The 16,042-nt window shown below is 36.0% G+C and carries 11 protein-coding genes; 8 read left to right on the top strand and 3 right to left on the bottom strand.

What is annotated here, in order from left to right:
* Window positions 1-84: 84 nt before the first annotated feature.
* From ACQ65V_RS06455 to ACQ65V_RS06440, 4 genes are read left to right on the top strand one after another with little or no spacing between them, the layout of a single operon-like run.
* Window positions 85-690, top strand: a complete 606-nt coding sequence (locus ACQ65V_RS06455) for a TetR/AcrR family transcriptional regulator (RefSeq protein ID WP_430467308.1) — start codon at window positions 85-87, stop codon at window positions 688-690.
* A gap of 5 nt (window positions 691-695) precedes the next feature.
* A complete protein-coding gene (locus ACQ65V_RS06450; RefSeq protein WP_430467307.1) occupies window positions 696-2,039 on the top strand; it encodes a TolC family protein in 1,344 nt (447 codons plus the stop codon).
* A gap of 12 nt (window positions 2,040-2,051) precedes the next feature.
* On the top strand, window positions 2,052-3,242 hold the full coding sequence (locus tag ACQ65V_RS06445; protein ID WP_273290561.1) for an efflux RND transporter periplasmic adaptor subunit: 1,191 nt from the start codon (window positions 2,052-2,054) through the stop codon (window positions 3,240-3,242).
* A complete protein-coding gene (locus ACQ65V_RS06440; protein ID WP_430467306.1) occupies window positions 3,232-6,765 on the top strand; it encodes an efflux RND transporter permease subunit in 3,534 nt (1,177 codons plus the stop codon). The genes ACQ65V_RS06445 and ACQ65V_RS06440 overlap by 11 nt, the downstream gene beginning before the upstream one ends.
* A 61-nt stretch (window positions 6,766-6,826) precedes the next feature.
* On the opposite strand, the gene ACQ65V_RS06435 is transcribed toward ACQ65V_RS06440, so the two are convergent.
* Together ACQ65V_RS06435 and ACQ65V_RS06430 are read right to left on the bottom strand one after the other, a co-directional pair.
* Window positions 6,827-8,140 (bottom strand): RagB/SusD family nutrient uptake outer membrane protein, encoded by a 1,314-nt coding sequence (locus ACQ65V_RS06435; protein WP_235898299.1) that lies wholly within the window; start codon window positions 8,138-8,140, stop codon window positions 6,827-6,829.
* Between the two features lie 10 nt (window positions 8,141-8,150).
* The gene (locus ACQ65V_RS06430; protein ID WP_155088806.1) at window positions 8,151-11,111 is read right to left on the bottom strand and encodes a SusC/RagA family TonB-linked outer membrane protein; all 2,961 of its coding nucleotides are present in this window, start codon (window positions 11,109-11,111) and stop codon (window positions 8,151-8,153) included.
* 206 nt (window positions 11,112-11,317) lie between these two features.
* Here ACQ65V_RS06430 and aspS point away from each other — a divergent pair, with 206 nt between their 5' ends.
* The 4 genes from aspS to ACQ65V_RS06410 all read left to right on the top strand — a co-directional run bounded on the left by aspS (window position 11,318) and on the right by ACQ65V_RS06410 (window position 15,525).
* A complete protein-coding gene (aspS, locus tag ACQ65V_RS06425; RefSeq protein WP_155088808.1) occupies window positions 11,318-13,072 on the top strand; it encodes an aspartate--tRNA ligase in 1,755 nt (584 codons plus the stop codon).
* Window positions 13,073-13,116: 44 nt separating this feature from the next.
* Complete coding sequence (locus ACQ65V_RS06420; protein WP_155088810.1) at window positions 13,117-14,898, top strand: chloride channel protein; 1,782 nt, start codon at window positions 13,117-13,119, stop codon at window positions 14,896-14,898.
* Window positions 14,899-14,908: 10 nt separating this feature from the next.
* The gene (locus ACQ65V_RS06415) at window positions 14,909-15,154 is read left to right on the top strand and encodes a hypothetical protein (RefSeq protein ID WP_155088812.1); all 246 of its coding nucleotides are present in this window, start codon (window positions 14,909-14,911) and stop codon (window positions 15,152-15,154) included.
* 179 nt (window positions 15,155-15,333) lie between these two features.
* On the top strand, window positions 15,334-15,525 hold the full coding sequence (locus ACQ65V_RS06410) for a cold-shock protein (protein WP_155088814.1): 192 nt from the start codon (window positions 15,334-15,336) through the stop codon (window positions 15,523-15,525).
* 59 nt (window positions 15,526-15,584) lie between these two features.
* On the opposite strand, the gene ACQ65V_RS06405 is transcribed toward ACQ65V_RS06410, so the two are convergent.
* Window positions 15,585-16,034, bottom strand: a complete 450-nt coding sequence (locus ACQ65V_RS06405; RefSeq protein WP_155088816.1) for a nucleoside deaminase — start codon at window positions 16,032-16,034, stop codon at window positions 15,585-15,587.
* Between the last annotated feature and the right edge of the window lie 8 nt (window positions 16,035-16,042).

The following is a 16,042-nucleotide window of genomic DNA, read 5'->3' as shown; positions in this document are numbered from 1 at the left end:
AATGATACCAATGTTAAATAATTATTAAAACTATGGAAACTATTTTTGTTTTTAAAGTTTCCTATCGTACTTTTGCGCCTGATTATGAGAGAAAAAATAATAGACAAATCACAAGAACTCTTCTTAAACTTCGGTTTTAAGAGTGTGACAATGGATGATATAGCCAGTGAAATGGGTATTTCAAAAAAAACTATATATGTCCATTTTCCTAATAAAACAAAGCTTGTTGAAGCAACAACATTGCACATGTTCGAAACCATATCTTATGGTATAGACTGTATTTTTGCGTTAGAAAAAAATCCCATTGAAGAAATTTTTGACATTAAGCAGTTTGTGATGGAGCACCTTAAAAACGAAAAGTCTTCACCACAATATCAATTACAAAAATATTATCCCAAAATTTTTGCTACGCTAAAATCCAAGCAATTTGAAGTGATGCAAGAATGTGTTACTGATAATTTAAAGCGTGGACTAGAACAAGGTTTATATAGAGACACTATAAATATTGATTTTATATCTAGAATCTACTTTAATGGTATGGTGACTTTAAAAGACCAAGAATTGTTTCCGCTTAAAACATTTTCAATGAACACCTTAATGGAATATTATTTAGAATACCATTTACGAGGTATTTGTACAACAAAAGGGGTTAAAATTCTTAACCAATTTATATCAAAAAATCAATCATAACATCAATGAAAAAACTTTCAACCCTTCTTTTTCTAATGTGCTTCAGTGTTGTCTTTTCCCAAGACACACCTACAAGTTTTACCTTGCAAGAAGCCATAGACTACGCATTAGAAAATAATAGACAGGCAAAGAATGCGGCTAGAGATATTGAAGCAGCAAAACAACAAAAATGGGAAACAACTGCCACAGGTTTACCACAACTAGACGCAAATATTAATTATCAAAATAATTTAAAGCAACAAGTCTCGTTAGTTCCAGCAGAATTTTTTGGAGGGCAACCTGGTGAGTTTACAGAAGTTATTTTTGGCACTAAGCAAAACGTTAACGCAACAGCTACTTTAAATCAATTATTGTTTGATGGGTCTTATTTAGTAGGTCTTCAATCTGCAAAAGTGTTTTTGGAAATTTCTGAAAATGCCAAAACTAAAACTGATCTTGAGGTACGGGAGGCAGTAATCAATGCTTATGGAAACGTTTTATTATCTGAGGAAAGTGTAAAAATTCTAGAAAGTAATGTGGCTGTGCTTCAAAAAAACTTAAACGAAACCACCAAAATCTATGAAAATGGTTTAGAAGAGCAAGAAAGTGTAGAGCAGTTACAAATCACATTGTCTAACCTTAAAAGCAACCTGAATAATGCCAATCGTTTAAAAAGCATTGCTTATCAATTATTCAACATAACCTTAGGTATTGATTATAACACCAATACCACGCTTACAGATACACTTGAAAACCTCACTTTAGAAAATATTTCTTTAGAGATTCTAAGTCAAGAGCTTGATGTTACTTCAACCATAGACTATCGTATTGCGGCAAATGACAGAAAATCAAAAGAACTACTATTAAAATTAGAAAAATCCAAAGCACTACCTCAGCTAAGTGCCTATTTAAATGGTGGATATCTTGGTTTTAGCAATGAATTCACCTTTTTTGATAATGACCAGAATTGGGCTGGTTTTTCAAGTTTTGGTCTTAATCTCAACATTCCTATTTTCAGCTCGGGAAAACGAAGTGCTGCAACCCAACGCGCTAAGATTAACTTAGAAAAGTCTAAAGACGACCTAACGGAAACCGAGCAACGTCTATACCTTCAAATTGAAACAGCTAAAAGCAACTACAAATTTGCTATTGAAGACTATGATAACAAAAAACAAAACTTAGCTCTTGCAGAACGTATAGAGCAAAAAAACCAAACCAAATTTTTTGAAGGTATTGGCTCAAGTTTTGAACTCAGACAAGCACAAACACAATTATATACTGCTCAGCAAGAACTGCTTCAAACCATGTTAGATGTTATTAATGCAAAAGCAGAGTTAGAAACCATATTAAACACACCAATCAACAATTAAAATTCAATTATAATGAAACATATATATCAATTAGTCCTAGTATCTCTTATAATTGTTTCCTGCTCAGGCGACAAAAAGAATTCTGTAGAGAGTGTTCTTGAAAACGGAGACCTTAAAACACTTCGTGAAAAAAGAGGGGCTCTTGTAAACGAGCAACAAGCACTCAATGACCAAATAAAACTTTTGGATGCCAAAATAAAAACGATGGACACGACCAAGAATGTACCATTAATAACCACGTTTAAAGCCAATCCAGAAGTCTTCAATCACGTTTTAGAACTTCAAGGAAACGTAACTACGAAAGATCTTTTAACCATAACGCCAGAGTATAATGGCATTTTAACCAATGTGTATGTAAAAGAAGGTCAGAAAGTTGGCAAGGGTCAGATTTTAGCAAAAATTGATGATGGTGGCTTAAGTCAACAAGTTGCTCAGCTGCAGATTCAGGCAGAATTGGCTAGGACCACTTTTGAACGTCAGAAACGTCTTTGGGATCAAAATATAGGAAGTGAAATTCAATATTTACAGGCTAAATCTGCATACGAATCACAACAAGAAGCCGTCAACCAATTGAATAGACAAATAGCAAAAACAACAGTTAGAGCACCATTTTCCGGTACCATTGATGATGTTATTACAGAACAAGGAAGTGTGGTCGCTGCTGGACAAACACCTTTGATGCGTATTGTAAACCTAGACAATATGTACATAGAGACCGAAGTACCAGAGCGCTACGTAGCTGACGTTACTGTAGGGAAAAGTGTAAAAGTAGATTTGCCAATACTAGGAAAAACTATAGACACTGAAGTTCGCCAAGTGAGCGATTTTATAAATCCTGCAAATAGAACTTTTACTGCAGAAATTCCTATTCCAAACAAAAACAATACAGTAAAACCAAACCTTACCGCACGTTTAAAAATCAATGATTACACCAATGAAAACGCACTATTAATTCCTCAAAGTGTGATTTCAGAAAATGCTGAAGGCGAACAGTATGTGTATGTCGTTAACAATAAAGGCTCTGATGGAATTGGCAAAGCTAAACGTGTCATTGTTGAAACTGGTCGTCAGCAAGGTGATGTCATAGAAATATTGAGCGGACTTGAAGAAGGTGCAGAAATTATTAGTGAAGGAGCGCGTAGTGTACGCGACGGACAATCTGTAGAAGTGATAACTTATAATGGAATCGAAGATGAAAACTAAAAAAAACACAGAAAAAGAATTTGGTCTTTCCTCGTGGGCAATTAATAATAAAACCACGATGTATGTACTTATTGCTGTGTTCTTCTTTCTGGGAGTTTCAGCATTCTTTAGTATGCCAAGGGAAAATTTCCCAGAGGTTAACGAAACCAAGATTTATGTCAGCACGGTTTACCCAGGAAATACTGCTGAGGATATCGAAAAGCTCGTTACAGACCCTTTGGAAGACCAACTCAAAACGGTAAGTAATGTAGTGGAAATCACTTCAACATCACAAGAAGATTATTCTATCGTTATTGTAGAATTTGATGAAAACATAACTGTAGAGCAAGCCAAGCAAAAAGTGAAAGATGAAATTGATTCTGAAACTTCTGGTGAAGACTGGCCAACCTTCAATGGTGCAAAAGTAGAACCAGATGTGTTTGAATTGAGTCTTTCTGAAGAAATGCCTATCCTAAATATTAATGTTTCTGGAGATTATCCAGTTGAAAAACTAAAGGACTACGCAGAATATCTTCAAGATGAAATAGAAGACCTATCTGAAATAAAGAAAGCAGACATTCGTGGAGCTCAAGACAAAGAAGTTGAAGTTGAAGTAGATATCTATAAAATGATGGCTGCGAAGGTCAATTTCAATGACATTTTGGGTGCCATTAGTCAAGGAAATTTAACACAATCTGCTGGTAACATTAAAGCTAGCGGACAGAGAAGAACCATAAGGGTTATTGGCGAAATTGAAGAGCCATCAGAACTTGAAAATTTCGTAGTAAAATCTGAAAATGGTAATGCTATTTATCTGAAAGACGTTGCCGAAGTGTCATTTCACGAAGAAGACAAAACTACTTTTGCGAGAAAGTCTGGTAAGCCGGTTGTTATGCTCGACGTAAAAAAACGTGCCGGCAAAAATATGGTTGCTGCTGCAGAGCAAATTCAAGTTATTGTTCAAGATGCCATTGACAATGTATTCCCACAGGATTTGGAAGTTTCGATTACAAATGATCAATCTTCCGTAACTATTGGACAGGTTGACGATTTAGTAAATAACATCATATTTGGTGTTATCCTCGTTGTTACCGTTTTAATGTTCTTCCTTGGATTTAAAAACGCACTTTTTGTTGGTTTCGCTATCCCAATGTCCATGTTCATGTCACTGATGCTATTGAACATTATCGGCTATAGTTTAAATACTATGGTGCTTTTCGGATTGATTATGGGTCTGGGAATGCTGGTTGATAATGGAATTGTAGTCGTTGAAAATGTGTATCGATTGATGGAAGATGAGGGCATGAAAAGAATTGATGCTGCCAAAAAAGGAATTGGAGAGATTGCATTTCCTATTATTATTTCAACAATGACAACTGTTGCCGCTTTCGTGCCACTGGCATTTTGGCCAGGCATAATGGGAGAGTTTATGAAGATTTTGCCGATTACGCTTTCGGTAGTATTAGGATCTTCACTATTCGTTGCTATTTTCTTTAACTCGGTTTTAGTATCTCGATTCATGAAGATTGAAGATAAAGATATGCCTCTGAATCAAATTATAAGAACCACTGCTATTGTTGCAGGTATTGGTTTGCTTATTCTCATTTTTGGTGGTCCATATCGTGGATTGGGTTCTCTAATGATTTTTACAGCGATTATGCTTTGGGCATACCGTTTTTTCATTAGAAAATGGGCGAACAATTTTCAGAATAAATCTTTGGTAAAACTAGAGAACTGGTACGAAAAAATGTTGACTGGTGCGCTTTCCAAAAAACGACCTTATCTTTTAAGTGGAGGTACGTTCTTACTTTTGATTGCGGCATTTATAGCCTTCGGTGTTTCAGTTGGCATGCAACGAACAAAAATTGAGTTTTTCCCTGATAACAAACCTAACCAAATCATTGTTTATATAGAATATCCTGAAGGTACTGCAATTGAGAAAACCAATGCTATCACAAAACAGATTGAAGAACGTGTTTACGATGTTATCAACCAAAATCAATATATGGATGATGGCAGAAACTTTTTAGTAGAAAGTGCTGTATCACAAGTTGGAGAAGGTGCTGGGAATCCACAAACTGATGGTGGTTCTGCAGCTGAGATGCCTCACAAAGCAAAAATTACAGCATCCATGCGCGAATATAAGTTCCGTAGAGGTGAGGACAGTGAGTTATTGAGACAAAAGGTACAGGAAGCTCTCGTAGGAATATATCCTGGTGTTTTAATCTCAGTTGAAAAAGATGCAAACGGACCACCTGCTGGAGCGCCTATTAATATTGAGTTAGAAGGCAAGGATTATAACGAGCTTATTGCTACTGCTGAGCAGATGCGAAATTTCATTAACTCTAGAAATATTGCTGGAATTGATGAACTTAAAATCGATGTCAACAAAGATAAACCAACGATGCAAGTTGAAATCGACCGTGAAAAAGCCGGTGAATTGGGTGTTTCTGCTAAACAAATTGGTGACCAGTTGCGTAATTCCATATTTGGATCAAAAGCTGGAATTTACAAGGAAGATGGCGATGATTTTGATATTTATGTTCGATTTGATGAAGACCTTAGGTATAACACGAGCGCTCTATTCAACCAAAATATCATCTTTAGGGATAACACAGGTCAGATAAAGGAAATTCCATTATCTGCGGTCGCAAGTCAGAAAAACAATTCAGGATTTAGTGCTATTAAGCATAAGGATACTAAGCGTGTTGTAACTGTCTATTCAGCGTTGGCTCCAGGCTATACAGATGCAGGTGCGATTGTAACCCAAATTCAAAATGAAATGAGAAGTTTTGAAGGATTACCATCTGATATCAAGATTGATTATACAGGACAGATTGAAGAACAGAATAAACAAATGGCATTCTTAATGGGAGCTTTCTTTACAGGATTGGGCTTAATATTCTTTATCTTGATATTTCAATTTAATTCCATCTCTAAGCCTACGATAATCATGTTAGCCATATTATTGAGCTTGATTGGTGTATTTGGTGGTATCGTAATTACAGGCAGTGCTTTTGTAATTATGATGACCATGGTAGGTATTATTTCTCTTGCAGGAATCGTAGTTAACAATGGTGTTGTGCTCTTGGATTACGCGCAATTACTTATAGATAGAAAGAAAAACGAACTAGATTTAGAAGACGATGAATACCTATCAACTGATGACCTCTTTGATTGCATTGTAAGAGCAGGAAAAGCACGTCTAAGACCAGTATTGCTAACTGCTATTACTACAATTTTAGGATTGATTCCGTTAGCGATTGGATTAAACATTAATTTCTTCACCTTATTCTCAGAGTTTAACCCAAATATTTATATGGGAGGTGACAACGTTGTCTTTTGGGGACCATTGGCATGGACAGTTATTTACGGACTACTCATTGCAACGTTCCTAACGTTAATTGTTGTCCCAATTTTATTCTTCCTAAGTATGAAGTTAAAAATGTGGGCAAGACGAAAATTCAGTTCAGATGTCGCTGCTGAAACAGAGACGTTCGATGATGATCTGACAGAAAATAGAAAGATTGCATTAGACAAATAAAAGTCATAAAAAAAGCCTCAACTATTTAAGTTGAGGCTTTTTAAAATAGACTACTCTAAAATTAATTTAGATTTTCAGTAAATGGCGTTGGGAACGCATTTATAATATTGTCTCCAGATCTGTCTAGAGGAATATTTGCAGGGTTTAACCTATCTAACCTCCTCAAGTCAATCCATCTATGACCTTCAGCCAATAAAGAATAACGTCTTTGACGTAAAACTTCATCTAAAAGACTTGTCGCATCAACAGGACCTGCATAATCTGGCAACCCAGCTGCATTTCTAACTCTATTGATAGCTGCTATAGCTTCTGCATCATTGGTTCCAATATTAACCTCAGCATAGATTAGAATCAACTCCTCGTTTCTTATTAAATAAACTGGATCAACCTGGCTATCGTATACTGCTATTTGATAGTCAGCAGAAAGCCCATCAAACATAGTTCCTCCTGGTAATAAAATAGCTTTTTCATCTACGCGAGTATCTCCTGCTTCCGCATCAGCTATCCAAGTTGGGTGTACCATAAACTCTTGTCCCGACTGTAACGGCACATGAAACTGAGTATTTAGTATATCATTACCTGTAAGACCAAAAACATGTGCTACGCCGTTGTATAAGTCACCATTGATATCGAAGAAAGAATCTCCCAGCAATGATAAGGCTAAACCATTATTACCTTGGTGAAGCGCAGTTCTTGATGCTATGGCTCTATTAAACTCCGCAAAAGAAGCCGTAGTATCAAAACCATCAAAGCCTGAGCTAAGGTCAAAATCAAAATCTGCAGAAGCGCTCGCTAAATCTGCGTTAGCTTCATTCAGCAACTCCATTATACCTGTAAGCGCTTCAGAATAGCCAACATTTGGCCCAAGATTATCTGGGTCAGCAACATCTAAGCGTATGCCATTGTCAAACTGCCTATTAGCCACCATAAGTAAAGCATAAGCTTTTAATGTTTTGGCATATCCATAGTAGCTGTTCTTTTCCTCATCTGTAAAACCAGCTGCGGAATTTTCTACTGCTTCAATAAGTATATTGGCAGACTTTACCACCTTATACCAAGCAGCATATGCTCTAGTGGTTAAAAAGCCATTATTGTCTAAGGGTCCTTTTAACAATTCACCCGTATAACGAGGATCTACTCCTGTTAAGTCATAATATTCTCTTCCTAAAATACTTACTGTATCATAGTGGAATGCCAGATCATTTCGCATGACAGCCTCTAATCCAACTGCCAATAACCTAACATCTTCTGCTGTAGCGCCTTCTTCAAAACTGCCAACAGTAGGTGCGTTAGGATTTTCTATATCTTCAAGCTCGCAACCCGAAAAGAGTATCACGGCAAACATAAAGACAAATTTTATTGCTATTTTTTTCATAATTTTTTTTTTAGAAGTTAACATTTAAGTGAAAGTTGACAAACTTTGACTGTGGGTATGGTGTTACCTCAATGTTGTTTGCTAATACATTATTACCAAAGTTAGAAACTTCAGGATCATAACTGTTGTAATCAAAAATATTAATGAGGTTTCTACCTGAAAGACCTACTTTTATTTTTGTTGCATATTTAATGAGACCTTCTGGTAAAGTATAGAATACACCTATTTCTCTTAGTCTTATATAACCTGCATCTTCAATATATGGATCTGGATTAACAAAGGCCTGACTTGCTCTATAGTCTCCATTATTAAGCTGACCTGAAGGATCAAGACCAGTGTCATTATAATCCCAAGTTGTACCAGCCAAATCATATAATAAGGTTGATAAATTTATATTATCCCCTCCCTTTTTCCAATGCCATAAGAACGTAAAATCAAAATTCTTGTAATTGATTTCATTATACCATGACATTTGAAAATCAGGTTCTGCATTACCATAAACGAAGAAACCGTCACCTTCTGGATCTCGTCTAGCAATCTCTTCTGCAGTATAAGCATCAGGATCGTATGTTCCAACAATTTGAGTGGCACTTTTGCCTTCTTGAATTAGAAATGTACCTAACGAAGCTGCAAAACCACCTGTTGTAAATGAAGGGATATCTAATTCCGTAATTTCAGACTTGTTCTTCCACCACTTAAAGTTAGCGTTCCAAGACAAATCCTCTTTTTCTAATACATTAACATTTAATCCTAACTCAACCCCTTTGTTCTGTAAGGTACCTGCATTTACTGGTGCTTGAGTAAAACCAGATGACGTTGGCACTTGAGAGTTTAATAATAAATCTTTGACTTGTTTGTTATAGAATGAAACCTCTAATAAAAACTTATTATCTAATACTCCTAGATCAAATCCAAACTCCAACTCAGACTGTCTCTCAGGTCCTATATTTGAGTTTCCTCTTAAATTAGCAGGGCTTAAACCCGATTGACCATCAATGAATTGTGCATTCATTGTAGCAAACCTTTGGTTGAACGTAGAAAAACGTCCAGCTTCACCGTAAGCAATTCTTGGTTTAAAATAATTAATCGTTTCAAAATCCCAAAAATCAAACTTACTCAGGTTAACTGCCAGGTTAGCTTTTGGATAATAATAAAACTGATTTGCATTACCATTATTAGTAGATTTATCCCCTCTAATACCTAATGTAGCAATAATCTGATCTTGATAATTGATTTCTTCTTGTACAAAGAATCCTTTATCCCTTTGAGGGATTATCAATTGATTAGTGGAAATATTAGATGCTTGGCTCAAACTTGTTTGAGATCCATTTAATCCGGTACCAATAGTAGTTACAGTATTTCTATCAAAATCTTGTAAGAAGCTACCAACTTGAGTTGTGAACTCCAATCCATTATCTAAATATAAGTTGTGAACTAAAAATGCGGATAGGTTAAAATTAGTGTTCACGGTTGTACCTGATATAGCGACTCCTCCTAAAGATGAAGGATCTCTAAAATAAGTTAAAGCGCTTGGGAAAATACTTGTGGTTCTTAGTGTGTACTGATCAAAACCACCTTCAAATACCAGCTTTAACCTATTAGAATCTGTGGTAAGAAGTTTTATATTAGTTTTTGCACTACCAATAAAACGATTAACCTCTTCTCTATTAGTGGTTATTGCCACTGTTTCTAAAACGTTAGATCCTGCACCTCCTTGAGGAAACACTCCATCAACTGGAGATAAATCCTCCCAAGGGTAAGTAAATGCCAATGCATAACCAACTGTTCTGTTAGCATTTCCATTGTTAAAGAAACCTCTATCAGATTCTGAATTGATGTAATTGGTTGTAACATATAAATCTAACCAATCATTAAAACGCTGACCAATATTAAGTCTTATAGAGCTCTTTTTGTACCCTGTATTATCAACTAAACCAGGTTCATTTCTGTGAGTAGCACCAAAGAAATAATCTGTCTTATCATTAGCACCAGAAGTTGAAAATCTGGTTGTAGAAGATACTCTTGTATGGTCAAACAATTCGGCTTCATAATCTCTTAAAACAGGATTATCTGGACCACCTAACGCCGTAATTTGTTCTTGGGTGTAATCTCTCAATCCTAATAATTGTGTTGGACTTCTAAAACCGGTTACTTGAGAAAAAGACACTTGCGGTTTCCCTTGTCTTCCTCTTTTAGTAGTAATAAGAACCACACCTCCTGCTGCTCTAGAGCCATAGATTGCGGCCGCAGATGCACCTTTTAAAATTTCTACACTTTCGATATCTTCTGGATCGATATCAGCAATACGGTTAGAAGCGTCATCTTGGTTAGTGGACGTGTTACCACCACCAGCTGCTTCACTTACAATATTATTTCCCAAACCTATGGATTGGTTATCTACATAAACACCATCTACAATAAATAATGGCTGTTGGTCTCCAAAGATAGAAGTTACACCTCTTAAGCGCATAGAAATACCACCACCTGGAGCACCAGAATTGGCCTTAATCTCAGCACCTGTAAATTTACCTGAGAGTGCACCATCTAATCCAGATTGTACTGTTACACCGGTTAATTCATCTGCAGAAACTGAGGCAACTGCGTTAGCCGCATTAGATCGTTTAGTGGATGATGCCAAACCTGTAACTACAATTTCGTCTAAAGATGTAGCCGACTCCTCCATTACAACGTTAACAACGGATGCCGAATTAACAACAATCTCTTGAGTTGTATAGCCTAAATAAGAATATACAATCGTAACGGGGAAACTATCCACGTTTAAGGTATAATTACCATCAAAATCCGTTGAGGTTCCGTTTGTTGTGTTTTTAACAAGTACAGATCCTCCTGCAATTGGAATACCACTAGCCTTGTCTGTCATTTTTCCTGTAACTTGTTGCGCAAACAACATCGCAGGGAACAAGAAAAACGAAAACAAAAGCCATTTTAATAAAATCGATTTTTCTTTCATTTGTTTAGAATTAGTTATTGTTTAGTACCAAATATCTGAATTATATTTAATTTTTAACAGTTTTTTAAGCAAAATCTTGAATAATCCTCAAAATAACTTACTTAAACTTTTCAAAGTCAGTTGTTAAATAAAGTTCACATATTATATTAAATTTGCACCTTATTCGCCATAGCTTTATTCAAAGGTGAATTATTTAATTTTTCAATATGTTTAGAAGTCATAATTGTGGTGAACTTAGAGCCACACATAACAATACAGAAGTTACCCTCGCAGGTTGGGTACAGGGAGTTAGAGATAAGGGTTTTATGGTCTATGTGGATTTACGAGACCGTTATGGTATTACCCAACTTTATTTTGATGAAGAACAGACTTCAAAAGACTTGATGGAAAAAGCTCAAAAACTTGGTCGTGAATTTGTGATTCAGGTTACTGGGAAAGTGCAAGAGCGTGCTTCTAAAAACCCAAATATTCCAACAGGAAATATTGAAGTGTTAGTTTCAGAATTAACTATTTTAAATTCTTCTCTGGTGCCGCCATTTACTATTGAGGATACCACAGATGGTGGTGATGATTTGCGTATGAAATATCGTTATTTGGATATTCGTCGTAATCCTGTAAAGGAAAGTTTAATCTTTAGACATAAGGTTACTCAGGCAGTAAGAAACTATTTGTCTAGTGATGGTTTTATAGAAGTAGAAACACCTTACTTAATTAAATCTACGCCAGAAGGAGCGCGTGATTTTGTGGTGCCTTCTCGTATGAATGAAGGTCAATTTTACGCTTTACCACAATCACCTCAAACCTTCAAGCAATTGCTTATGGTTGGTGGTATGGATAAGTATTTCCAAATCGTAAAGTGTTTTAGGGATGAGGATTTACGAGCAGATAGACAACCGGAATTTACGCAGATTGACTGTGAAATGGCCTTTGTGGAGCAAGAAGATATCTTAAACACCTTTGAGGGACTAACGCGTCATTTATTAAAAGAAATCAATGGTGTTGAAGTAGAGAAATTCCCGAGAATGCTCTACGATGATGCAATGCGCTTATATGGTAACGATAAACCTGACATTCGTTTTGGTATGGAGTTTGGAGAACTCAATGAAGTTGCTCAACATAAAGATTTCAACGTATTTAATTCTGCTGAACTTGTTGTGGGTATTGCTGTACCTGGTGGAAATAGTTACACAAGAAAAGAGATCGATAAACTCATTGATTGGGTAAAGCGTCCACAAGTGGGAGCTCTAGGTATGGTTTATTGTCGTTGCAATGACGATGGCACTTATAAATCTTCAGTCGATAAATTTTACGACCAAGACGACTTGGCAAAATGGGCAGAAAAAACTGGCGCAAAAGCCGGTGATTTAATTCTGGTCCTATCTGGAGAAACCAACAAAACAAGAGCGCAATTGAGCGCATTACGAATGGAATTGGCAGAACGTTTAGGGTTACGTAAACCTGATGAATTTGCTCCACTTTGGGTTATGGATTTCCCGTTATTGGAATGGGATGAAGATACCGAGCGTTACCATGCGATGCACCATCCATTTACCTCCCCAAAACCAGGACAGTTGGAGTTATTGGACACCAATCCGGGAAACGTTAAAGCCAATGCCTACGATTTAGTATTGAATGGAAACGAAATAGGCGGAGGCTCAATTCGTATTCACGATAAAGCTACACAAGCCATTATGTTAAAACACCTTGGTTTTTCTGAAGATGAAGCTAGAGCTCAGTTCGGATTTTTAATGGATGCTTTTGAATATGGTGCACCACCACACGGAGGGATTGCATTTGGATTGGATAGATTGGTTGCCATTTTAGGCGGACAGGAAACGATACGAGATTTTATTGCCTTCCCAAAAAACAATTCTGGCAGAGATGTTATGATTGATGCACCTGCACCAATAGATGATGAACAACTTGAAGAATTAAGTTTAAAGCTTAATTTAAAATCTTAGATATCAAATCCTGCTTTATGCAGGATTTTTTGTTAGATTTAACTATGCCAACTAAATCCAAATTCCTTAAGCGATTGCTTATTCTAAGATATAAGTATATCTCAGAGAAGAATTTTATTTTTCTATTGAGTTTGGTTATAGGTTTGCTCTCTGGTATTGTTTCTGTAACCATTAAGAATATAACGTTTACTATTGAAGCGATTTTTGAAAAAGGTATTATTCTATCGCAAAATAGCATCTATTTTATTTTACCCATTATCGGACTTTTCTTGGTCTATCTTTTTGTAAAGTATGTCTCTAAAAAACCGAGTGGCCACGCCATTCCGTCCATATTATATTCTCTGTCTAAAAGAGATGGCATACTTGAAAAAAAGAACATCTATTTCCCACTGATTACCGCACCACTAACCGCAGGTTTTGGTGGTTCCGTTGGTTTGTTAGGTCCTGCGATATTGTCTGCATCTGCGATAAGCTCTAACTTAGGGCAATTTCTACATATCAACAGAAAAACCAGAAGCCTGTTAATTGGTTGTGCTGCAGCTGGAGCCATAGCGTCCATTTTTAAATCGCCAATAGCAGCTATAATTTTTGCTATTGAAGTGTTTAGCTTAGACCTAACTTTTGCGTCGTTATTACCACTTTTAATAGCCTCTGTTTCCTCTGTGATAACCTCATACTTCTTTTTGGGAGACAGCGTGCTTTTTGATTTTAATGTGTCTGAAAAGTTCCTGATTAAAGACACCCTATTTTACATTATTCTTGGTATTGGAACCGGAATCGCTTCCGTTTATTTTTCTAAAATCTATTTTGGCATTACTTCAATTTTTAATAGGCTGAAGTCTGCAAAACATAAGTTAATTATTGGAGGATTAGCTATTGGCACCATGCTATTCTTTATTCCACCACTTTATGGTGAAGGTTTTGGGTTTATAAATAATTTAATGTTAGGCAACGATATTGAAGCTTTGGGCAATACACCTTTTGATGAGCACTTAGACAATATTTGGATCGTTATTGGACTGCTCTTCGGAATTACAATTTTTAAAGCCATTGCCATGACCACCACTTTTGCTGCTGGTGGTACAGGTGGAATTATAATCCCAACATTAGTTATGGGAAGTGCACTGGGTAATGTAGTTGCTAAAGTGATTAATAATTGCGGGTTAGGTTTCACTGTTTCCGAAGCCAACTTTACGTTAATTGGTATGGCTGGTTTAATTGCTGGAGTGCTTCATGCTCCATTGACTGCTATTTTCCTGATTGCTGAAATCACTGGTGGTTACGAATTGTTTGTGCCTTTGATGATAACTGCGTCCATGTCTTTCATCATCAATAAAAATGGTTTGGATCATACCATTTACACGAAAGAACTTATTGAGAAAGGGGCTTTATTAACACAAGACAAGGACAAAAATGTACTCATTTTAATGAAGCTCGATTCGGTCATTGAACAAGATTTTATTCAACTGCATCCTGAAATGACTTTAGGCGAAATGTTGAAAAACGGTGTGTCAAAATCTAGCAGAAATTTGTTTCCGGTGACGGATTCTAATGGTGGCTTTGTGGGTATTATATTGTTAGATGATATAAGAACCGTGATGTTTGACCAATCACTTTATCAATCTACAACTGTTGAAACCTTTATGCACCAAGCACCAGAGTATATTATATATGAACAAGATTCTATGCAAGATGTGATGCGGAAGTTTCAGGATTCACAAGCTTGGAATCTTCCTGTTATTAAAGATAATAAGTATTATGGTTTTGTTTCAAAATCTAAGTTGCTAACAGCTTATCGACACGAATTAATTAACTTTACATCCTAAGTATTTTTATATGAAACCCATTCACATCATAACACTCATTGCCTTTATCTCCTCGATTACAAGTATTATTTGTGGCTTTATTTTAGATGTAGACTATTCCCAAAAATTAATCGGTTTTGGCGTTATTGGGTTGTTTTTAATAGTATTTCCGTTGTTTTCTTACTACAGATGGAAAGGCAAAAACGCAAAAGATTATATGCTCACCAAGGAAAATTTGGATAAAATGCGAGAAAACCAGAGAGAAAAGAAGATTTAAAAATCGCTCTAAGAATTTTTGAACGGTTTCGCTTAGTCCTTTAACAGTAAGCGCTGGCAACACTTTGGCATGTGTGATTTTTAACTTATTAAGTTTCAAATAATTAAAATAAAATGATTTATTAACACTAGCATTAATTTATATTATATCTTTGCACTTTAATTTTTATTTATTTTATAATGACTGGAACAGTTAAATTTTTCAATGATTCAAAAGGATTTGGATTCATTACCAACGAAGAAACAGGAAAAGACATCTTTGTACACGTATCAAACCTTAACGGTGTAGAGTTACGCGAAGGTGATCAAGTAGAGTACACAGAAGAAGAAGGAAGAAAAGGAATGGTAGCTGCAAACGTACAGGTACTATAATAAGTATATATCTTACAAGTTTCAACGCTCAACCTTTGGTTGGGCGTTTTTTTTTATGCTTAATTTAAATTACGCTTCTCTATAAAAAATCTCCTTAATAATTCTGACGCCTCTTCCGCCAGAATTCCGCTTACAACCTTAGTCTTTGGATGCAATTTGGTTCCAAGTGTCTTATATCCTCGTTCGGCATCTGAAGCTGCATAAACTATTTTAGAAATCTGGCTCCAATATAATGCACCTGCACACATTTGACATGGCTCTAAGGTGACATATAGTGTGCATTTATTAAGATATTTTCCACCTAAAAAATTTGCTGCTGATGTTATAGCTTGCATTTCGGCATGTGCTGTTACATCATTTAGCAACTCTGTAAGATTATGTGTTCTGGCAATAATCCTATCTTCTACAACAATGATTGCTCCAACAGGAATTTCGCCCTTTTCATAGGCGACCTTAGCTTCTTGAAGTGCTTTTCGCATAAAGTAAGTGTCATCAAAAGGGCGAATCATTATAAAGT

The sequence above is a fragment of the Winogradskyella ouciana genome (assembly GCF_965284585.1).
Classification (GTDB): Bacteria; Bacteroidota; Bacteroidia; order Flavobacteriales; family Flavobacteriaceae; genus Winogradskyella; species Winogradskyella ouciana.
Note: the sequence above shows the minus strand (reverse complement) of the source record. Positions and strands in the feature narration are given on the sequence as shown.